The organism is Mucilaginibacter aureus (assembly GCF_053514885.1).
In genome coordinates this window covers 2864496-2885871 of record NZ_CP170601.1, presented here as the reverse complement: position 1 = coordinate 2885871, position 21376 = coordinate 2864496, and the positions used below count along the sequence as shown (strand labels likewise).

Annotated in this window: 15 protein-coding genes; 4 read left to right on the top strand and 11 right to left on the bottom strand. The window is 46.0% G+C overall.

Annotated elements, in window-relative coordinates:
- Positions 1-212 precede the first annotated feature (212 nt).
- A complete protein-coding gene (locus ACFGVR_RS12380; protein WP_448697450.1) occupies positions 213-1172 on the top strand; it encodes an alpha/beta hydrolase in 960 nt (319 codons plus the stop codon).
- A gap of 12 nt (positions 1173-1184) precedes the next feature.
- On the opposite strand, the gene ACFGVR_RS12375 is transcribed toward ACFGVR_RS12380, so the two are convergent.
- Both ACFGVR_RS12375 and ACFGVR_RS12370 read right to left on the bottom strand, forming a co-directional pair.
- Positions 1185-1694, bottom strand: a complete 510-nt coding sequence (locus tag ACFGVR_RS12375) for a VOC family protein (protein WP_448697448.1) — start codon at positions 1692-1694, stop codon at positions 1185-1187.
- Between the two features lie 118 nt (positions 1695-1812).
- Positions 1813-2241, bottom strand: coding sequence for a VOC family protein (locus ACFGVR_RS12370; RefSeq protein WP_448697446.1), 429 nt, complete (start codon positions 2239-2241; stop codon positions 1813-1815).
- Between the two features lie 41 nt (positions 2242-2282).
- On the opposite strand from ACFGVR_RS12370, the gene ACFGVR_RS12365 reads away from it, so the two are divergent.
- On the top strand, positions 2283-2894 hold the full coding sequence (locus ACFGVR_RS12365) for a class I SAM-dependent methyltransferase (protein WP_448697444.1): 612 nt from the start codon (positions 2283-2285) through the stop codon (positions 2892-2894).
- Positions 2895-3365: 471 nt separating this feature from the next.
- Here ACFGVR_RS12365 and ACFGVR_RS12360 read toward each other — a convergent pair whose 3' ends face one another.
- Together ACFGVR_RS12360 and ACFGVR_RS12355 are read right to left on the bottom strand one after the other, a co-directional pair.
- Positions 3366-4811 (bottom strand): alpha-L-fucosidase, encoded by a 1446-nt coding sequence (locus tag ACFGVR_RS12360; RefSeq protein ID WP_448697443.1) that lies wholly within the window; start codon positions 4809-4811, stop codon positions 3366-3368.
- 112 nt (positions 4812-4923) lie between these two features.
- Positions 4924-6348 carry a glycoside hydrolase family 125 protein gene (locus ACFGVR_RS12355; protein WP_448697441.1) on the bottom strand — a complete coding sequence of 475 codons (1425 nt, stop codon included), beginning with the start codon at positions 6346-6348 and terminating at the stop codon, positions 4924-4926.
- A 116-nt stretch (positions 6349-6464) separates the two neighbouring features.
- Between ACFGVR_RS12355 and ACFGVR_RS12350 the strand changes: the two genes are divergently transcribed.
- Together ACFGVR_RS12350 and ACFGVR_RS12345 are read left to right on the top strand one after the other, a co-directional pair.
- Positions 6465-8660 carry an ATP-binding protein gene (locus tag ACFGVR_RS12350; RefSeq protein WP_448697439.1) on the top strand — a complete coding sequence of 732 codons (2196 nt, stop codon included), beginning with the start codon at positions 6465-6467 and terminating at the stop codon, positions 8658-8660.
- 88 nt (positions 8661-8748) lie between these two features.
- Positions 8749-9066: a hypothetical protein gene (locus tag ACFGVR_RS12345; protein ID WP_448697437.1), complete on the top strand. Its 318-nt coding sequence runs from the start codon at positions 8749-8751 to the stop codon at positions 9064-9066.
- 54 nt (positions 9067-9120) lie between these two features.
- Here the strand turns inward: ACFGVR_RS12345 and ACFGVR_RS12340 are convergent, their stop codons facing one another.
- The 7 genes from ACFGVR_RS12340 to ACFGVR_RS12310 form a co-directional block, all read right to left on the bottom strand.
- Positions 9121-10458 (bottom strand): TldD/PmbA family protein, encoded by a 1338-nt coding sequence (locus tag ACFGVR_RS12340; protein WP_448697436.1) that lies wholly within the window; start codon positions 10456-10458, stop codon positions 9121-9123.
- A gap of 3 nt (positions 10459-10461) precedes the next feature.
- On the bottom strand, positions 10462-12099 hold the full coding sequence (locus ACFGVR_RS12335; RefSeq protein WP_448697435.1) for a TldD/PmbA family protein: 1638 nt from the start codon (positions 12097-12099) through the stop codon (positions 10462-10464).
- Positions 12100-12806: 707 nt separating this feature from the next.
- Complete coding sequence (locus ACFGVR_RS12330; RefSeq protein WP_448697433.1) at positions 12807-14138, bottom strand: TldD/PmbA family protein; 1332 nt, start codon at positions 14136-14138, stop codon at positions 12807-12809.
- A 4-nt stretch (positions 14139-14142) separates the two neighbouring features.
- Positions 14143-15780: a TldD/PmbA family protein gene (locus ACFGVR_RS12325; RefSeq protein ID WP_448697431.1), complete on the bottom strand. Its 1638-nt coding sequence runs from the start codon at positions 15778-15780 to the stop codon at positions 14143-14145.
- A 131-nt stretch (positions 15781-15911) separates the two neighbouring features.
- Positions 15912-17699 carry a hypothetical protein gene (locus tag ACFGVR_RS12320; protein WP_448697429.1) on the bottom strand — a complete coding sequence of 596 codons (1788 nt, stop codon included), beginning with the start codon at positions 17697-17699 and terminating at the stop codon, positions 15912-15914.
- Complete coding sequence (locus tag ACFGVR_RS12315; protein WP_448697427.1) at positions 17699-19831, bottom strand: DUF4175 family protein; 2133 nt, start codon at positions 19829-19831, stop codon at positions 17699-17701. Before ACFGVR_RS12315 ends, ACFGVR_RS12320 begins: the two co-directional genes overlap by 1 nt.
- On the bottom strand, positions 19824-21368 hold the full coding sequence (locus tag ACFGVR_RS12310) for a BatA domain-containing protein (protein WP_448697426.1): 1545 nt from the start codon (positions 21366-21368) through the stop codon (positions 19824-19826). The genes ACFGVR_RS12315 and ACFGVR_RS12310 overlap by 8 nt, the downstream gene beginning before the upstream one ends.
- Positions 21369-21376: the final 8 nt, after the last annotated feature.

Genomic DNA, 21376 nt, shown 5'->3' with positions numbered 1-21376 from the left:
AGGAGACCCTGCGGGAACAAAAAGCAATTAAAATAAACGGACTATCAACAATTACCCGGCGGGGGTAAAATATATTTCCGGCAACGATGTCGTAACGGGGAAGTTACAAGGATACAGTTCGTATTCGCAGGGTCCCTTTCAGGAGACCCTGCGGGAACAAAGAGATGCAGTTATAATTCAATTATTTGAAATAAAACGGTTATTATTGATCAATGGTAAGATCGAAAAACAAGCTACTTATAAGGCGAATATTATGGGTGGCTCTGGCATTGTTAGTTGTTGCAAATATAATAGCTTGTTTCCATGCTTACCGGTTTACTCATTTTGATACGTCAGCGAAAGCAAAAACTAAGGATGCCGCTCATCTTTCCGTAGGCAATAAGATCAAAACACTTTTCTTTGGAATAAATAACCCACGACCGGTAAACAAATTAAAACCCGGTAAGTCTTATCAAACTATAATTTTAAAGAGCAACAAAAATATTGAATGCTGGTATATCAAAAACCCTGAAGCCATAGGAACGGTGATCTTGTTTCATGGTTACGGCGGAGAAAAATCAGCTTCACTGAGAGAAGCCGATGTGTTTTATAGCATAGGTTACAATACACTGCTGGTCGATTTTATGGGGTCGGGCGGATCGGAAGGTAACCAAACCACTATTGGCTTTTTTGAGGCCAAAGAAGTAAAAACCGCTATTGACTATGTTAGCGAAAAGGGTGAAAAGAACATCATTCTTTTTGGCACTTCGATGGGCGCGGCGGCAATTATGAAATGTATAAACGACGATCAGCCAAAGATAAGCTGTGCGATACTTGAATGCCCGTTTGGCACTATGCTTAAAACGGTACAGGCGCGGTTTAAGTTGATGCATGTACCGGGTTTTCCGATGGCTAATTTATTAGTGTTTTGGGGAGGTATACAAAATAACTTTAACGCTTTTGATCATAATCCTGAACAATACGCCAAAAGCATTAAGTGCCCGGTGTTGTTAATGTGGGGTGAAAAAGATGATAAGGTATCGCGCGAAGAAACCGATACTATTTATAAAAATCTGCAAGGGCTCAGGCAGCTTAAATTATTCGCGTTAGCCGGGCATGAGGATTATTTAAAAATATACCCAACCGAATGGACGGCAGAAGTAAGTGGTTTTTTAACTGTTTATGGCAAGTAGCGGCAGCGGTACTTACTTTGCTTTCTGCATCTGTTCAATAGCGATCCATCCTTCGGGTGTAATGCCCATAATCTCGGTGGCAACACCCAGCGTTTGGTAGGTATCAAAGAAAGCCATTCGCGCAATTGGATGGTCAACTTCGCTGATGAGTGCATAACCCTGGTCGCGTAAATCGCCGGTAATTCGTTCAAAATCGCTAACTGGTAAACGGAACGCCATGTGCTGCGTACCACCTGCCGGGTACCGCATAAGGTAGTCGTGAAACATGCTTTGACCCGAAAGTGGTTGAACGAGCTCAATAAAAGTACCACCGTTATAGGCCTGGGTGGTGAGCCATTCGCCCGGCACAACCTTGCCGTAATAAGTCATGGCCAAATCCTGTGCCCGGACATGTGCCACCGGCGGAAAGCCGGCAATACCGAGTGTGCCGGCAAGAAATTTCACGGCGGCGTTAATGTCCGGAACTACCCAGCCGATCTGTGCTAACTCGAGTCCGGCAATGCTACTGTTGATATTACTCATAGTGGTTGTTGGTTTATGATTGAATAAAATTAACACCGTTGAGTTTTTTAAACAGGGGGCTTTTGCGACAAAATTCAGGCAATTTGCGACGATACCCAATCAAAGTAAGATACCCGCTTTACACCGCAAACAATTGCCCGATATCTTTAAAAGCCTTAAACTCCAGCGCGTTGCCTGATGGATCGAGGAAAAACATGGTAGCCTGTTCGCCGGGTTGACCTGCGAAGCGGATGTAAGGCTCGATAACGAATTTGATATTGAGGCTTTGCAGGCGATCGCGCAACTGCTCCCATTTTTCCCAGGGCAATACTACGCCGTAGTGCGGTACGGGTACGTCGTGACCGTCGACCGGGTTGTGATGGGTTTGGTCGGTTACTGCCGGGCGGGGTTTAAGGTGGATAACGAACTGGTGGCCGTAGAGGTTAAAGTCCGTCCAATGGGTATCGCTTCTCCCCTCGCCGCAACCTAATACTTCGCGGTAAAACCGGCGGGCCTCGTCAATATCATAAACCGGTACAGCAACGTGGAAAGGTGTAATGGCGCTCATGTTTATCTGGATGAATTGCTAAATTTAGACAATTATATTTTATGGCAAACTCTCTGCAACAGCTTTACGGCAATATTGATATCTACCTGTTCGACCAGTTATTTAAAGGCACTTACAACCATTGTAAAAAGCTGCTCGATGCCGGTTGCGGCGGCGGGCGCAACCTCATCTATTTTTTGCAAAACGGCTTTGATGTTTACGGTATCGATCCCAACCCAAACGCCGTTGCTAATGTACAGCAACTGGCGCAAAAGCTTGCTCCACATATTCCGCAAGGTAATTTTACTATGGCTGCTGCCGAAGCCATGCCTTTTGGCGATGCGGAGTTTGACCTGGTGATCTGCAGTGCTGTGCTACATTTTGCAAGCGATAAGCAACAGTTTGAAGCGATGCTGAAAGAGATGTGGCGGGTATTGAAACCAGGCGGGTATTTTTTTGCCAGGCTGGCATCGGACATTGGTATTGAAACCCTGGTGCAGCCTTTGGGTAAGGGCAAGTATTTATTACCCGATGGCTCGGAACGCTTTTTAGTGAACCAGGAAACCTTGCTGCGGTATACCGCCGAACTAAACGGTTATTTGCACGAGCCGATTAAAACCACCAACGTGCAAAACCTGCGCTGTATGACCACCTGGTGTTTGCAAAAACGGTAGTTTTTGTTGTGAATACGGGCTTTTTTGCTTATATTGTAAGGTTGTTCCGTATTAATTGGCATTACGAATTTGATAATGATGCCGGCAAATAATAGTAAAAACACCGACAAATACCCACCTATTTATAACGTATTCGTCAGGGTGCATTATTAAAATGGCAATTGGAAAGCTAACTGTGGTTGTAATATAAAAGATTAGCGGAAACTTTATTAATGAGAGCGAATTGTTAATGATTAGTGCTGTAGTATACAGAATAATTTGGGCGTTGCCTGCGGCCGGGCTATACGCTCATACTGCACGGGCCTTAGCCACAGGGCCGGTATCCGCTTCTATCCCTAACGCGAGTTTGGTTACCTATTAGTTTGTTTATTGCTAATTTGATAATACGCACCGGAAATATTAGTAAAAATACCGACAAATACCCACCTGTTTATGACGTATTCGTCATGGTACGTTATAAAAATGGCAATTTTAATCCGGTTGTTCAAAAAGCCCGAAATCGCTCAGGACGATGCAGGCATCGGACGCGGTTATGCGTAACCGTACTTTAGCCGCAGTAACGTTTTGCGGCAGGCGGATCAGGCGGTTAGCGCCGATGGTTGTGGCAGCAGCTATTTCGGTCCATTTACCATCCGCAAAAGCATCCACAGCGAAAGCTGTGATACGCTGGCCAAGCTTAATATTCTCGCGTAAGCGGATGACATTGAAAGTTTGTGGTTTGGCTAAGGTGAATGTTAACTGTGCAGTGGTTACCTTATCATCGGTAGCCCAATAGCTATAGCGGTTGTTATCCAGCAAATGCGCGGGGCCATATTTTACAGCATTTTTTCCGCGAATATTACTTGCCTTTAGTTTAGCGCCTTTGGCCAGGTTAAGGGCAAAAGTTTTTCGTAAAATATCCCCGAATGCCCTTAGCGATGCCACATCATGATCGTTGAGCATTCCGCGTTGATCGGGCGCAAGGCCCAGGTCGAGGCCAGCGCCACGGCCTACGCTTTTGTAGTAAATATCCAGCAATTGTTGTGGTGTTTTTACCTGGGCATCCTGACTGGCGTGGTAAAACCATCCGGGGCGCAGCGGTACATCGCATTCGGCAGGCATCCAGTTTGGTGCGCCGTGCGTGCCCTCAATGCCCAGTTTATCCAGCACATAGCCGTTGGCGGGCCGCTTACCTTCGTCGGGCGCTTTGGGCAGGTAGGTTGCCCAGCAGGTTTGCCCGGCTTCGCCGGCCTCATTACCTACCCAGCGCACATCCGGGCCGACATCGCCAAAAATAACGGCATTGGGCTGCAGCTTGCGTACAATGGCCCAGGTGGTATCCCAACCATAATAGGTAGTGCGGCCTATCTTCCGTATCTCGCGTTTGCCGCCATAATAGCCATCGCCGCCATTTGCGCCATCGTGCCAGGAGACAAATAACGGTCCGTAGTTGCTGTACAGTTCTTTGATCTGATCCCGATAGGTTTGCACATATGCGGGAGTGCCGTAAGCGGCATTGTTCCTATCCCAGGGTGAGCAGTAAACACCCATTTGCATGCCCAGCTTATTGCAGGCTTCTCGGTATTCGCGCACAATATCGCCCTTGCCATTTTTATACGGACTTTTGCTGATGTTATGCCCGGTAGTTTTGGTGGGCCAAAGGCAAAACCCATCATGATGTTTGGCTACGATCACCACACCTTTAAAGCCCCCGGCTTTGGCTGCACCTACTATCTGCATGGCATTGAAACCAGTTGGGTTAAATATGGCGGGATCTTCGTCGCCATAGCCCCACTCCTTGTCGGTATAGGTATCCACACCAAAATGGATGAGGCAGTACATTTCCATCTGGTGCCAATTGAGCTGTGCTGTTGTTGGAGTGGCGCCATAAGGCCTGGGTGGAGTGTTTTGGCCATAAGTTACAGATATGATCAGCAAGAGTAAGAGTACACACCCCTCCACCCCCCGAAATAAATTCGGGGCAAGCTCTCTCAAGAGGGGAAGCGCGCGGGCCAGTGCTTTTGTTCTATATTTCTGGTAAATGGTCATACTACACATCTAACAAATGTGGTTTTTCCTGGTAAACTTTCCATAAAAATTCGCCGAAGATGGTATTGGCCCAGGCAAACCATTTGCGGGTATATTTGGCCGGATCGTTCACGTTAAAAGCCTCGTGCATAAAGCCGGTACCCGCGTGGGTTTTCTTCAGGGTGTCAATGCAGTATTTGATCTCTGCGTCGCCGGTGGCGGTTAACCCGCGGCTGATGATGCTCAACGGCCAGGCCATATCGGGCATACCCACATGCGGCCCGCTGATCCCTTCGGCAAATTTGCCTTTGCTGAAGTAGGGATTACTATCCGACAGTACATAACGGCGGGTATTTTGATAAATCGGGTCGCCCGTACTAACTGCGCTTAAATAGGGCAAGGCCAGCAAGCCGGGGATATTGGCATCGTCCATCAGGTTGGCATTGCCAAAGCCATCCACTTCGTAGGCGTATATTTTTCCGTAAACGGGATGGTTAACTATGGCGTACTTTTTCAAAGCGGCCTCCACTTCGCCGGCAAGGCTATTGAGTTGTGTTGCCAATTCAGTATCGCGATGCAGGGTATTGACCATTTCGGCAGCTTGCCGCAGGCTTACCACCGCGAAAAAGTTTGACGGGACAAGGAACGGGTAAATAGTGGCATCATCGCTGGGACGAAACATGGAGCAGATCAACCCAACCGGTTTTACCGGGAAGCCGTAGCCGCCCATGGGCAGGGTATCGGTAGCGGCGGTAGTTTTGCGCTGAAAATGATACGAGCCACGGTTGGTTTTGCGCTGCTGTTCTTTAAAAACATGTAAAACACTTTGAATGGCCTGTTTCCACTGTGTATCAAAGGGTTTGATATCACCGGTCATCTGCCAGTAATGATAGGCTAACCTAATGGGGTAGCACAGCGAATCGATCTCGTACTTGCGTTCGTGAATACCGGGCTTCATCTCGGTACGATCGCTTTGCCACTCGCTTACCCTGGTATCATCCCTGTAAAAGGCATTGGCATAAGGGTCCTTTAAAATGCAAGCCGTTTGGTGGTTAATAACCCCCGCTATCAATTGCTGTAGTTTGTCGTCGTGTTTTATAAACTGCAGATATGGCCAAACCTGCGCACTGCTATCGCGCAGCCACATGGCATCAATATCGCCGGTGATCACGTAAGTATCGGGGCGGTTGTTACTCAACTGGTAAAAAACGGTGGTATCCAAAGTATTGGGGAAGCAGTTTTCGAACAGCCAGCCTAATTGTTTGTCTTGTACCCCGGTTTTGAATTTGATGATGGCATCTTCAACTGCGTCACTCCGGAAATTACGTTTGTTTACCGGCGGCCTGTTACTGGTGTAAACATCGGCCATACCGGCAAAAACGCCTTTGCTTAAAAACAACCCGGTGGTGAGCAAACCGGTATTTTGTAAAAATTGGCTTCTTTTCATGTCAGGTAACCCAAGGTACACACATATTTTATCAAAATTTTTAATTTAAGCCGAACAATTTTTAATTTCCAGTTGTTCGGAACGTTAAAAAGCAAATAACCAGCAAATTGGCACTAATGGACCTTTTAAACGATCCGCTTTTCCAGGCCCTTTTTAACACCGATGTACCTCGCATCGTTTTAAAAACCAATGCCCCCGATTTTACTATTTTAACTTATAACGATGCCTTTAAAGCCGCTACTTATACCCAGCAACGGGATGTTAAGGGTAAATCGTTATGGGAAGCTTACGACCCGCAATATGCAAATGGCGATAGCGGTGTTTTATTACGTAATACGTTAACCAATGCTATACACACCAGGCAGGTTGTTAATTTACCGCCTTTTCAGTATGATATCCTTTCGGCTGATCAAAGATCAATGGAAACAAGCTGGTGGGAGCTGGAGATCATACCGGTTGGAACTGTTGATGACCGGGCCGAATATTTACTGATCACTACCCATAATATTACCGATAAAATACTAACCCGCCGTAAAATAGATGATGGCTTACTACGTGAGCAAAACCTGGCCGAAGAGCTGGAGGCAACCAATGAAGAGCTTTCGGCAGCTAACGAAGAACTAACCAGTACCGTTGAAGAGTTAAAACAATCGGAAAGTAACTTACGCGAACTAAACGAAAAGCTGGAAGACAGGGTAATACTACGCACTAATCAGCTATTTGCCTCAACCTATCGTACCGAACAACAACGCGACAAGCTGGCGTCGGTTATCAATAATATACCCTTGGGCATATGCATCCTTTCGGGGAAGAATATGGTTGTCGAAATGGCAAACAAGACGTTGTTGGCTATGTGGCACCGCGATGATATGGTAATCGGCAAACCAATAATTGAAATTTTTCCGGAACTAAAACGCCAGGAGTTCCCTAAAATACTGGATCATGTTTTTACAACCGGCATGATGCATAGCAGCAGTGAGGCCCGGGTTGAATATATTATTGATGGTGTTTTAACTACCTCATACCGCGATTATTCTTATACCGCTTTACGAAATATTGACGGCGAAATAGATAGTATATTGGCTGTGGCCGTGGATGTAACAGAACGCGCCTTGAGCCAGAAACGCGAACAGCAATTAACCGAGGAACTGGCTGCAAGCAACGAAGAACTGTTGGCGATAAATGAAGAACTGCGTGCTGCCAACGAAGAACAATTGCGATGGCAAAACGAACTGGAGGACCTGAACAAAAAGATCAGGGCCAGCGAAAACACACTAAAACAAGCTATAGCCACGGCAAACCTTGGTACCTGGAGCGCAGACCTTGCAACCGATGCACTAACGATTTCGGAACGGACACGCGCTATACATGAAATACCTTCTAACATTAACCTGACGCTTACCGAAGCGATGCAACTGATAACCCCCGATTACCGCGACCTGCTAAAAAACGCGATACAAGAAGCGATATCACAAGGTAGCAGCTTTGAAACAGAGTATATGATCAACCCGATGGATAACGGTAAGCCACGCTGGCTACGTTCGACCGGAAAGGCTGAGTACGACGAAGCCGGTAATCCAATCAACATCAACGGAACCATACTCGATATTACCGAAGTAAAGGCGGACGAGCAACGTAAGAACGATTTTATCGGCATGGTGAGCCATGAGTTAAAAACGCCGTTGACATCGCTCAAAGCTTACGCGCAAATGCTAAACCTGAAGGCTAAGAAGGATAACGATGCATTTGCGGCCAATTCGCTTAATAAAATCGAGATCCAGATCAACAAAATGGCGACCATGATCAATGGCTTTTTAAACCTGTCGCGGCTGGAATCGAGTAAGATCTACCTCAACAAACAACCATTTGACCTTTGCGAACTGGTTGATGAAATTATTAGTGAAACGTTGCTTGTTACATCAAGCCATACCATTAACCTGCAACACGCTAATCAACCGGTGATGGTAAATGCCGACCGGGATAAGATAGGCCATGTGATATCAAACCTGTTAAGCAATGCCGTAAAATACTCGCCGCGCGGTAAAAGTATTGATGTAAAATGCGAAGCAACGGCAGACGTAGTTGAAGTAAGCGTAAAGGACGACGGGATGGGTATCAAACCCAAGGATATTGAACGCTTGTTTGAACGTTACTATCGTGTTGAAACTAAAGATACCGAAAACATATCGGGGTTTGGTATTGGCTTGTATCTAAGCGCCGAAATAGTTAAGCGCCACGACGGTAAAATATGGGTGGAAAGCGAATCGGGAATAGGCAGCACCTTTAAGTTTACTTTGCCGCTTTATCAGTAAGTTTTAGTTAAAATCTGAAAAAATATTTCGTTTCAGACAAACAATTGGCCGATCTATCTTGTTTATTCGTTGTATTTACCTCACAACTATGAAAAAATTTAATGAAAATGACACTGTGGTTTACACCAACGAGGATGGCCAGATGATTGACACCTTTGTTATTTACGATACGGACATGACCACCGGCCTTACCCACATTAACCATATGAATTTGAAGGTTCCGGAAAGTATGCTGCAGTTGCACCCATTAACTATTGAGAAGCACCATATGCCCATGCAGGATGCTTTTAGTTTTGAGATATTTAAAAAACTCAAAGACAAGTTCAGCGTACATGATAAGTTGACCGTACACCGTAAACTTAAACCCCAGCCGGGTTATCGAAGTTCACTGGCACAAGCTTCATAAAGAAAAAAGGCCCCGAATTGTCGGGGTCTTTCTTTTTTATATTTAACTGATAAATTATACCGCGTCTGAAAGTGACGAAAAGGTAAAATCTCTTATCCGCATAGGCGGTATCAGCGCGCTCGAGTTACTTTCGGCACTCACTGTACGCTCGGGAATACCCAAAGCGTCGAGATTATTCAACATGATCACCGGGCTTTCGTTAAACCTGAAATTTTTAACCGGGAACTTGATCTGCCCGTTCTCGATATAAAAAGTACCATCGCGGGTTAAGCCCGTGTATAACAGCGTTTGCGGGTCAACCTCGCGGATATACCATAAACGGGTAACCAGTATGCCTTTTTCGGTGCCTTTAATTAGTTCGGCCAGTGTTTGGGTACCACCTTCCATAATAATACCTCCGGGATATGGTATTGACTCTTTACCCGTTTTAGCCGCCCAGTACCGCGAATTGAACAAGGTTTTTACCACCCCTTTATCTATCCAGGTACGCCTGGTTTGCGGGCGACCGTCGCCGCTCCAGTTAAAGGTGGGTAAGGCCGGGTGTAATGGATCCGAATAAATAGTTACACGCTCATCCACAATTTTCTCGCCCAGTTTATTGCCGCCGTCTTTTTTACTTAAAAAGCTGCGGCCCTCGTCGGCGCTGCGCTGGTCAAGGCTTCCGTACAGGTTCTCTAACAATACAATACCTGCTGCGGGTTCTAATATCACGGTATATTTACCCGGTTCGAGCGCTTTTGCCCCGGCCGAGCCGGTAGCTTTTTGTGCTGCTATTTTGGTAAAGGTCAGCGTATCCATATCTTTCAAAGCTTCAAAGTCGCGGGTTGAATAACCCGACCCCTTGCCGTCTTCGGTTTTCAGGGTTGCCGAAAAATTGATATCGCTGTATTTAGTGTACGCAAATAACCCGTGCGAATTCATGATACTGCTAAAACCCGAACTGTTTTGCAAAAAGCCGGCTGCGGTAAGCTTATTGTCTTTAGCCACCTGTAAACTTTGCGCTACCAGGTCGGTGCGCTGTTTAGGTGTCATATCGGCTGTGGTTTGCTCGAAGGTGCGCGATGCTGGGCCGTAATTTTGCGGACCTAAAAATGGCATATATTCCGGGTTTTCGGGCGCCAGGTGCGCCAGCTCTTCGGCAAGGGTTATAGCTTTTTGTAATGATACATCGTCAAACTCGTTTAGGGTAGTGATCCCTAACTTTTTACCAAATGCCGATGAGATCGTCATATTCACCTGGCTTATATTGCCACTGGTTGATACCGAGTTGCGGGCGTAACGTATATTACCCGAATCTGATCCGCTAAGATTAATTTCGCATTCGTCGGCTTTTGAAAAGCTAAGCGCTTTTTTCATTAAAGCGCGTGCTTCATCTTCAGTATATATTGCCATGGTTTAGATTTTTCTTGCTGTGTTAATTACGTTAACTCCTTTAAAATGCGCTGTTGATGATCCGTGCGATACGGCGCTTACCTGCCCCGGCTGGCCCTTGCCATCAAAGAACGACCCGCCTAAACGGTAATCGCTCTTATCGGCTACAGCCACACACGAGTTCCAGAACTCCTGCGTATTGGCCTGGTAAGCCACATCATTCAGCATACCGGCTATTTTACCATCTTTGATCTCATAGTACAACTGCCCGCTAAACTGGAAATTATAACGCTGCTGATCAATAGAGAATGAGCTGTCGCCAATAATGTAAATACCTTTTTCTACATTTTTGATCATATCGGCTACCTTAAGCGCCTCTTTACCCGGTTGCAATGAAATGTTCGGCATACGCTGAAACTGTACATCGCTCCAGTTATCGGCATAGCAACAGCCCTGCGATTCTTTTAATCCAATAATATGTGCCTGGTCGCGAATGGTTTGGTAGTTTACCAAAACGCCATCTTTAATAATATCCCATTGCTTGGTGCCTACGCCTTCATCGTCATAACCAACCGCGCCTAACGAGCCCGGTTGTAATTTATCGGCAACAATGTTTACCTGTTTGCTTCCAAAGTTAAAGTTGCCGCTCTTCCATTTATCTAAAGTCAGGAAACTGGTACCGGCGTAGTTAGCCTCATAACCCAGCACCCGGTCAAGCTCGGTTGGGTGGCCCACCGATTCATGTATGGTTAACCATAAGTGACTTGGGTCGAGCACCAGATCGTATTTACCAGCTTCAACCGATTTCGCCGCCATTTTTTCGGCTACCTGTAACGCTCCTACCGCTGCATCTTCCAGCATATCAAAGCGATCACGGTAAAGTGTGGTTGGGCCGCCTTTTATTTTATCACTTTCGCGGGGAATTAAATACTCATATCCCATACCCCGTGGCGCGCTTAATGAATTGCGGTTTGCAAACTTGCCTGTTTTAGCATCCACTTTGGTGATGGTGAAGGTTGGCCAGATGCGATGGATATCCTGGTCAATATAGGAGCCGTCTGTCGATGCAAAGTATTTCTGCTCGTTAACCAGGAATAGGTTCGAGCTAACATAGTTTGCTCCGTTTTTCATGGCGGCAGCATTTGCAGCCAACAACAGATCTGTTTTTTCTTTGATAGGCACTTCGAAACCATTTTTCTCGATAGGCGTTTTCCAGCTTACTTCGCCGTAGCCTTTTTGCGGTGCCAGCTGTACCGGCTCGCTTTGTATGCGGGCGTTCTCTCTGGCTATGGCTACCGCCAGTGCCGCTGCTTTAGCTATACTATCGTTATCCAGTTTATCAGTTGCCGAAAAGCCCCAGCAGCCATTGGCTATAACACGTATACCCATACCGTATGATTGGGTATTGGCAACGTTTTGCACCTTGTCTTCGCGCGTTATCACAAACTGGTTAAGGTAACGCCCTATACGCACATCGGTATAGGTAGCCCCTTTAGCCCGGGCCGCATTCATAGCCACATCAGCCATGCGCTTTTTCAAGGCGACATCAACAGGCGACAAGGCCTCTTGTACATCAATTGGCGATCCGAAGACCGGTACTTGCGACAGCATGGACGCACCCACACCCATGCCGGCGAGGTAAAGGAAATTTCTTCTTTTCAAGGTGATAAAATTTTTTGTTTTCTAAATATAGCGATTTACATATACACCTAACATATTGTATATAAATATTTAAAGAAAAAATAATATTCCCCCCTTTTAGGGGGATGCGTATAACCGCAAGTATATTGTCCGGAAGTCAATTGTTTTAAACCTGGTTTGAAATGATTACCAACTTCGCAATGAAAAATCGAAACAGGGGGGAAATTGTCGGTATTTTCAACACTCATATTAGTGTCCAATTACCAAATTTGCAATCATTTAGCACCGTGCCTTTTCATCCTGTCATTGCGAGGAGGAGCGCGCTGAAAGCAGCGACGACGCGGACAACCGAGCGTTAGCGAGTTCATTCATACCGATAAGAAAACAAACACAAGTGAATAATCCCAAAGGACATGTCGCCGACCTTTCTCAGGGATTGCCACGCTATCGCTCGCGATGACAAATTGTAAAAAGCAGGGGGGAAATTGTAAGAAATTTTAACCACTTTTTAGCTTTAGTCCTCGCGCTTTAAGCTTTCGTTAACCTTAAATATACATATTTTTAGGCATAGATGCAAGAGCATTTTTGCCTTGCAGAACGCCACTCCGCCATTGTTGGTAATTGCACCCACAAATCCAAACCAAAAAAGCCACCCGTTTTCCGGATGGCTTTAAATTATTCGATCAAGCAACATTCAATCACTCGATCATCCAAAAATCAATCAATAACTACACCGCATCCGATAACGACGAAAACGTAAAGTCCCTGATCTTCATCGGTGGTATCATATAGCTTTGATACGATTCCACACTGATACTGCGTTCGGGTTTACCCAAAGCTTCCAGGTTGTTCAGCATAATAACCGGGCTCTCATTAAACCTGAAGTTTTTAAGCGGGAACTTGATCTCGCCGTTCTCGATATAAAAAGTACCGTCGCGGGTTAAGCCGGTCAGCATCAGTACTTGCGGGTCAACCATACGGATGTACCACAAGCGCGATACCAGGATACCTTTTTCGGTGCTTTTGATCATTTCTTCAAGAGTGCTGTTGCCGCCCATCATAATAATATTACCTGGCCCAGGCTGCGGTGCAACGCCTTTCTTTTTGGCCCAGTATTTTGAATAGCTTAAGGTGTTTACCTTGCCTTTATCAATCCATACCACTTTTTCGCGCGGTAAACCATCGCGGCCCCAGGTTGCCGACGGCAGATCAGGATCAAACGGATCGGAATAGATCGTTACCTTTTCATCCATTAACTGCTCGCCCAAACGGGTGCCTCCACCCTTTTTACTCAAAAAGCTGCGTCCTTCTTCCGCGCTGCGCGCGTCAAAACGAAACATGTTTTCCATCATGTAGGTAGCCGCTACAGGCTCCAGTATCACAGTATATTTACCTGGCTCAATGGCTTTGGCGCCTAACGATGCATTGGCTTTCATAGCCGCTATGCGTGTTGCCGATTCGGTATCCAGTTTGCTCACATCAGTAAAACCGCGTGCCGCATAGCCAGATGCAGTACCTGCTTCATTACGGGTAGTTACCGAAAATATCACATTAGTACCTTTGTTATAGGCAAAAAAGCCTTTGGTGTTCATTACGGCGCTAAAGGTGGTACTGTTCTCTAAAAAGCCTGCGGCATTTAATCCGGCCTTTTTGGTAACGTCTAAACTTTTGGCTACCAGGTCGGCACGGGTATCGGGCGTCATGGCGGCAGTTTTTGGATTATAGGTTACGGCTTCTTTAAAAGTTGCAGGGCCGGGCATTTCCTCGCGCTCCGGGTTTTCGGGGGCGAGCTGGGCAAGTTCTTCCGAGCGGCGAACAACACGCTCTAAAGCTGCGTCGTCAAACTCATCGATATTGGCGCTGGCGCTTTTTTTACCATAGGCCGATGTAACCGATAAACCCGTTGTACTGATATCGCCGGCGGTTGAAACCGCATTTAAAGCATAACGTATATTGCCCCCGTCGCTGCCAAACAAACTGGCCTCGCACTCTTCGGCTTTTGAATAACTAAGCACTTTCTTTAATAAAGCCTGTGCTTCTTCTTTACTTAATATAGGCATCGTGTTATCCTAATTTTCTTTTAGTATTAATGACATTAACTCCCTTAAACAACGCGGTTGAGGCACCGTGCGATACTGCGCTCGATTGCGAAGGCTGACCTTTACCATCGTTAAATGATCCGCCCAAACGGTAATCTTTTTCATCGCAAACTGCCGCGCACGAGTTCCAGAACTCCTGCGTATTGGCCTGGTAAGCCACATCGTTCAGCATGCCTACAATTTTGCCTTCTTTAATTTCGTAAAACATCTGGCCGCCAAACTGGAAGTTATAACGCTGCTGATCGATAGAGAACGAGCCGTCGCCAATAATGTAAACGCCTTTCTCCACGTTTTTGATCATATCGTCAACAGAGAGCGGGGTTTTTCCCGGTTGTAACGATACGTTTGGCATGCGCTGAAACTGTACGTCGCTCCAGCTTTCGGCATAGCAGCAGCCTTGCGAATGGTCTAAACCGATGATATGCGCCTGGTCGCGGATGGCCTGGTAATTAACCAGTACACCATCTTTAATAATATCCCACTTACCGCATTTCACACCTTCGTCATCATAACCAACAGCACCCAATGAGCCGTATTGCAGCTTATCGCCAACAATATTCACATGTTCGCTGCCAAATTTGAAGTTTTTAGATTTCCATTTATCCAAAGTTAAAAAGCTGGTACCCGCAAAGTTAGCTTCGTAACCCAGCACACGGTCAAGTTCGGTAGGGTGGCCAACAGATTCGTGGATAGTGAGCCACAGGTGCGATGGATCGAGCACCAGATCGTACTTGCCTGGTTGAACACTCTTGGCGGCAACTTTCTCGTTAGCTACGCGCGACATTTGTTTAATGTCTTCCAGTATATCGTAACGGTTTTTGTAGCGGGTAACTATACCCGTAACCTTTTCAGCGTCCGACGGGGTTAAATATTCGTACCCCAAACCTTTCGGCGAACTTGAACTGCGGATAGATTCAAAACTGCCTGCGGCACGGTCAACCTTGCTGATATTGAACGACGGATAAATACGGTGTATATCCTGATCGATGTACGAGCCATCGGTTGAGGCAAAATATTTTTGTTCGTTAATGGCAAACAGGTTCGAGCTTACAAAGCTTGCGCCCGATGCCATAGCGATGCTGTTGGCATTGAGCAACAGGTCAACCTTTTCTTTAATAGGAACTTCGAAGGCATTTTTTTCGATAGGTGTTTTCCAGCTTACTTCGCCATAGCCTTTTTGCGGGGCAAGCTCAACAGGTTTACCGCCTATTTTGGCATTAGCCTTGGCAACGGCAACGGCTTTTGCAGCGGTACGCGCCATGCCGTCTTTGGTCATATCGTTAGTAGCGGCAAAACCCCAGCAGCCATTGGCTATAACCCTGATGCCCACACCGTACGATTCGCCGCTGCCTACGTTTTGCACGCGGTTTTCGCGGGTAATAATAGCCTGGTTAAAGTAACGGCCAATGCGCACATCGGCGTAACTCGCACCCTTGGCTTTGGCGCTGTTCAGCGCGGCATCGGCCAGTTCTTTTTTGAACTTTACATCGACGTAGTTCAGCGCTTCCGACTGATCGATGGACTTACCAAACGAAGGTAAACCCGGCAGCATCAACGCTCCGGCTCCTATCCCGGATAAGTAAATAAAATCTCTTCTTTTCAAGTTTTTTCCTCCAGTTAACGTTTGTATTTTTTTAAAAGCTCAATTTAATAATTTATAGAAATAACATCAGTAACAAATTTGTTAAAAAAGCGCTTTTTGCTTCTTTTATTTCGATTTAATTCGGTTATAGCCTATAACTTTCGCTCAATCCATAAATAAACACAAGCCAGCAACAACAGCAGGTAAAAATAAAGTTTGGATACGGGTACTTTTACCTCGCTCTCAGTTATTATTGATGGTGTAGGGTTTACGCTGCTTTTCGCGACATATTTTTCCGTCGCTTTCATTTTTTGTCTGGCCAATAAGGAGCTCCAGTCACCTGATTGATAAACGTACCACCAATATGCGGGTACATTATTTTGTGATATCTGCTGCCAGCCTCCGGCTTTTGGCCAGTACGTTGCATCCCATTTAAATGGAACACCGGCATTTTGCGCAAAAGCCAGTAAACTGTTTTGAACAGATACTTTGACAGGAAGGTTAACCGGGCCCTCCAAACCAACATGTACGGGCGCATTTACTTTTGGAAACCCGGGCCATACGCTCCACATTTGAGTGACAGGCGTTTTTCGTGCTGCTTTGCCGATCAATGCCGACCACAATGATGTATAATCACTGTTGCTTCCCGCCAGGGCCCAGGTATAGGTATTGCTTAGCAGCGTATATACAATTTTTCCGCTGCCATAAATACTGCTGCTGGTAAGTATATGGTTTTGCCCATCGTTTACCAATGGTTGTGTATTGCCCTGGTTTTGTATGGCCACTGCATCCAGGCTTAGTTTAGCCGAAGGTGCACCTTTGCCGTTGATAAATAAAGGCACATTGCGCTGATCTAAAATATTTAACCGCTCAGCCGGGAACGCGCCTGATAAAAACGAATTTCCTTTGGAGCTATCTGCCTTTACAATAACGCCTAATCCTTTAGCCGATAGCTGCTCTTTTAGCACACCTGTCTCTGCGGCACTCAGCGTTTTAAAAGCCGACAGGTCGCCGATCACCACATCAAACTTGGAAAGCAGTTCTCCGGTAATGTTTTCGACCGGCGTTTGCGGCATATTGAAATATTCGCGACTAAATTTTGCTTTGCTGATATTAGTACGAATGGTTAACCCATAACCATTTTTTGATAGCCAGTCCTTTAAAAACCTGTTTTCAAAATCGGGAGCCGATGCCAGCATCAATACTTTAAGCGGTTTTGCAGGTTCTGTTTCAAACGGTATAGTTTCTTTTTCAATAGTGTCCTTTCCGGCAACAGCCAGCAGATCATAACTGGTACGGCCAATGCTTTTAGGCGTGCAACCCAGGGTAAAAGTTTTTGTATCCCTTGCGGGGATTTCTACAGAATCCAAACCTGTGTTTGATCCTCTTAATACCAGCCGTATTTTTTCATCCGATGTATTACCAAACTCGCCCTGCAGAGTTAACCGTTCCCCGGCTTTGAGATGCTTATCCCAGTTTATTGCAACTACCCCCGAAGGAACAGCAACCCTTCCATACCGAACCGGAAATCCTTGCAGTTTGTCCAACTCGCCCTCATCCAAACCATAGCCTAATATATCGAGGGCAGCAACGGGGTATCTTTTCTTTGCAAAATCGTTCAGATCACTAACCAAAGTAATGTTTAACCCCGGATTAGCTTTTTTGATCGCATTATCGGTTGTAAAGAGTTGAGTACGGGGATATTTTGATAAACTATCCGCAGTAAAACCGGGCGTTAATAAAAGCGCCCCCTTCTCCCCGATGCTGGTTTTAGCCGAATAACTAATTGGTAAAGCAATACAAGCCAAAGACGCTATCGCTACAACAACGGCAAGGATTCGCCACGCCAACCGAAGGCGGTTTTCACGCCTGAGCTCCTGCCACACAGCCAAAACCGCGAGCACTAAACAAACAACAATTACGATCGTGTTCCAGGCCATTATTTGTTGTTGCGGTTTAGGTTTTTAAAATAGTCCTGCCCAAGCCCCATATCGGCGCCGGTTTGTGCAGGTTGCGGTAGTTTAACCGCAATGGGTAATATTTTTTGGATAGCCTGCTGCACAATAGCGATATCTGCCTGGTTAACATTTACTTGTGCAGACAGTATATGATGCATAGCACTTACCGCAGGCAAGTACGAACCCGGCTGAACGGTGGCTTTAGCACTGATTTGCTGACCGGCCTGCTGCAAAGTATGCACATCAGTTGCCTGCACTTTACGGCTTTGTTTTACCTGCTCCAAAATTGCCGCGGCTTTCTTCAACGTTTCAAAAGCATCGGCGTCGGCCTTTACATCTTCGTGGATCAACGGCTGGCCTATTTTCGACAGGTCGCCGCTTAAACGTTTTTCAATCAGTTTTAGCGGTGGTGGTTTATAGGCAGTTTTAGGCACATACGCCCTCGATTTTTGCTGCAGATCTTTCAGCAGGCGCAATGCCTTATACTCAAACGGAATAGCCGCCTGCGGGTTAAATGTGCGCAGCTGTAGTTCGGCGCGCCACATTTCGTTCAGGGTAGCTTTTAATTGTTCCTTTACACTCTTTTCCAGGAAACTGGCATCTTCCGCATTATCGTGCTTATCGGTGTAGGTGTCCAGTATCTTTTGCGCATTGCTAAAATCCTCTGGGTTATCCAGCGGACTTTTACCGGCACCCGCTCCTTCGCTGCTTTCCTCTTCCTCGCCTAAAAACTTACCGTAGCGCAGGCGAAGCAGCTTTTGATCGATGCCAATATTATTACTCCGATCCTTAAATGCCTGCACACTAATGCTGTCCTTATCCTTCAACAGCTTCTCCGAATCCATAATAATTTGCCGTTCGCTTCGAAAATATTCCGGAATCAGACTCACACCCATGGTCATGCCGTTCATGCTGAGCAACTGAGCAGTATCCTGTATCGAAACTATGTAAACATCAGTACGCGTTTGCTGACTATGGTTATCCTGCGCCTGTATATAAAAATACAACTCGTCGCCGGGTTCCATACCAAGTTTTGGCAGGTTAAGCAGCGTGCCTAATGGATATTGCCGGTTATGCCCCGCAAACGAAGTGTTAAAAAGCATTTTTTGTTCCTTAAACTTTACCGCTTCGCCGCTGCCTTTGGCAATGGTAGCATAAATAAAGGCATCGGCAACCCCGTAATCATCACTAACCGCAACGCTTAAGGGCACTTTTGGCGATTCGCCAGCATCGATATAAGTGTACTGCTTTGGCGTTTTAATAGTGATTACCGGTGGTGCGTCTTTAATGATCTCTATATTATAGTAATCAGATAATATGCCCTCAATATTTACCTGATAAAATCCGCTTGCATCAATTTGCTTACCTGCGCTCCATTTGGTTTTATCGCCGTTTACCGGGTGCAGAACCAGTTTTTGCTTCTCGTTAAATAAAAGCTCAACCGTTTTAACTTCGGTATTGGTATTGATCAGCCAAACCACCGTAGCGCCTTCTTCCGCTTCCAGCCCAAACCTGCTTTGTTCTCTTGGTGGTTTACTGGTATAAGCAGGTGGCTCAATTTTCACCGTGAACGCTTCAATAGCAGGTAATAGCTTCTCTGGCAGCAAATGTTTTTCTGCTGTTGCCGACGCTCCTGAACTACCTGCAGCCAAATGCGCGGGCCACTTGATCTTAGCGAAAGCAAAACTTAATACCAGGCCCACTAAAAATACCAGGCCGGCCATTTTTACACGCCGGGTAAATTGTGGCGGTTGCGGCAGATGATATAATATTCTTTCAACCTTACCCAATTGCAGGTTTTGCAGCACATTAAGCGAGGTTTGGGGCGCAATTACCAGTTCACAGCTTTCCTCCAGTTCAGGGTAGATCCTGTTTAAATACCGCGATACATCAGCCGCGGTAATTTGCCATGGGCGGTGCAGCAATAAAAGCAGGCCAAGCACCACTACAAATACCGGTGCAGCCCATGCCCACGTTAATAAAAACAGATAATGCAGTACACTGGCTGCTACCATATCGCAGGCGGCCGCGATCAACACATCGGCTATCAATTGGTAGCTCACCCACTGTCGTTGCCAGCGTTGTAAAACCTGTATCCCGTTTTGCTCAGCCATAATTTTCAACGGGTTTAGTTTTATGGGCGAGCCAGCGCTCGATCAGAAAAATTAATGCCAGTACCAGCCATACGGCCTTACTTAAGTCAGTAACATCGTTTGGCTTAGTCTGGATGTGATGTTCGTCTGAACCGGTCATATCGGGTAACAACTGTGCATCGGCTATAATACGCCTGTCGTTGGTGAATTTCACTGATTTTGAAAAAGATTCCACCGATTGGTTCATGATCAGATCAAGCATAACCTTCGGGAACTTATCGCTCCACACCAGATCGTTCCAGCCGGGGTTCAGTCGGCTATAAAAATGATACACAGAGGTTCGGGTCCCTTCCTCCTCACCCAGCACAACACTGCCAAAACCATCCCGCCAAAGCGGTGTAATCGTATTGGGCGCCCCTGCAATGTGTTTATATAAGGGTACTTTTACTTCGCCGGGGAAATTAATTTCTGATCGTATGTTCTCAGCTTTCCCGGTTTCATATTCAAATACGTTCGATTTGCCTGTGATGTAAGCCTCGGGTATTTTCCGTTCGCTTAACCAAAATATCCAATCGGGTGTACCCGGAATTGACTTGTCATGATCACTTAACCTGATCTCCATTTTACGGTCAGTAAATTGCTTAATGGAATTAAGCGCGGCTTCTAAATACCGGGCATCGCCACTGTTTTTATCGCTATATATAGCAATACGCAAAGCAGCCGTATCAACTGCAATAGCTTTCGCAGATGGATCATTTTTGAAATTAACTGCCGGTTGCCCGTTGTTAAAATTGACCTGGTAAACAGAGTTACGCTGCTCTGTTGATTGAACAGCATTATAAATGAACGTCGTTCCTGTTGGGCCACTATTGCCCGCTGTTATTTTAATACGATCGCCTTGCGAGGTCAATGCCGCTTTTTCTATCCAGTTATTTATAGAATCACCGGGAGTATAGGTTTGCCAGTGCAGGTTAAGGTTAACATCGGGCCTTTTACCGGCAAAATGTTCAAGCCTGTTCGAAGTAAATAAATAAACCGGCAATGAGTCGGGCGCTACTTGATTTAACTCTTTAAGCAGTGGCCAATAGTTAACAACTTCGTTTTCCCGGATGTAAATTCTCGGGGGCGGCGCAGCCGTATTTTTATAAGCAGCTAATAACACGGTGTCGATCTTGTCAAATTTGCCTGCAAACCAATGGGGTTCGTACCCTTGTTTGAGCAGCGCATTCAACACAGGATTAAAATGACGAAAGATTTCATGCGCCTCCATCGCGGGGATCAATATCCATCCTTTCGCCCGTGTATTTTTTGCAGGCCTGATCCATGAGGGCCCGGCGAGTAACACAGCCAGCAGGCATAACAACAGGCAGCGCACCAGCAACAAAACAATATCCAGCAATTTAAAGCTACGGCTGCTGTTGCGCGATGCAGCATCCATTAAAGCAATGCTGCCCACTTTTAATACCTTACCCGGCCTGACGTTCCATAAATGGATAATTACCGCTATGCTTAACGCGGCAATTGCAGACAACCATATGGGGTTTAACAGGTTTAACATTAGCGAAC

Coding starts and splice junctions, on each gene's coding strand:
- ACFGVR_RS12315 (WP_448697427.1), bottom strand. CDS start 19,831: ATGGCTGAGCAAAACGGGATACAGGTTTTACAACGCTGGCAACGACAG.
- ACFGVR_RS12320 (WP_448697429.1), bottom strand. CDS start 17,699: ATGGCCTGGAACACGATCGTAATTGTTGTTTGTTTAGTGCTCGCGGTT.
- ACFGVR_RS12355 (WP_448697441.1), bottom strand. CDS start 6,348: ATGAAAAGAAGCCAATTTTTACAAAATACCGGTTTGCTCACCACCGGG.
- ACFGVR_RS12310 (WP_448697426.1), bottom strand. CDS start 21,368: ATGTTAAACCTGTTAAACCCCATATGGTTGTCTGCAATTGCCGCGTTA.
- ACFGVR_RS12340 (WP_448697436.1), bottom strand. CDS start 10,458: ATGGCAATATATACTGAAGATGAAGCACGCGCTTTAATGAAAAAAGCG.
- ACFGVR_RS12350 (WP_448697439.1), top strand. CDS start 6,465: ATGGACCTTTTAAACGATCCGCTTTTCCAGGCCCTTTTTAACACCGAT.
- ACFGVR_RS12330 (WP_448697433.1), bottom strand. CDS start 14,138: ATGCCTATATTAAGTAAAGAAGAAGCACAGGCTTTATTAAAGAAAGTG.
- ACFGVR_RS12370 (WP_448697446.1), bottom strand. CDS start 2,241: ATGAGCGCCATTACACCTTTCCACGTTGCTGTACCGGTTTATGATATT.
- ACFGVR_RS12365 (WP_448697444.1), top strand. CDS start 2,283: ATGGCAAACTCTCTGCAACAGCTTTACGGCAATATTGATATCTACCTG.
- ACFGVR_RS12380 (WP_448697450.1), top strand. CDS start 213: ATGGTAAGATCGAAAAACAAGCTACTTATAAGGCGAATATTATGGGTG.
- ACFGVR_RS12375 (WP_448697448.1), bottom strand. CDS start 1,694: ATGAGTAATATCAACAGTAGCATTGCCGGACTCGAGTTAGCACAGATC.
- ACFGVR_RS12345 (WP_448697437.1), top strand. CDS start 8,749: ATGAAAAAATTTAATGAAAATGACACTGTGGTTTACACCAACGAGGAT.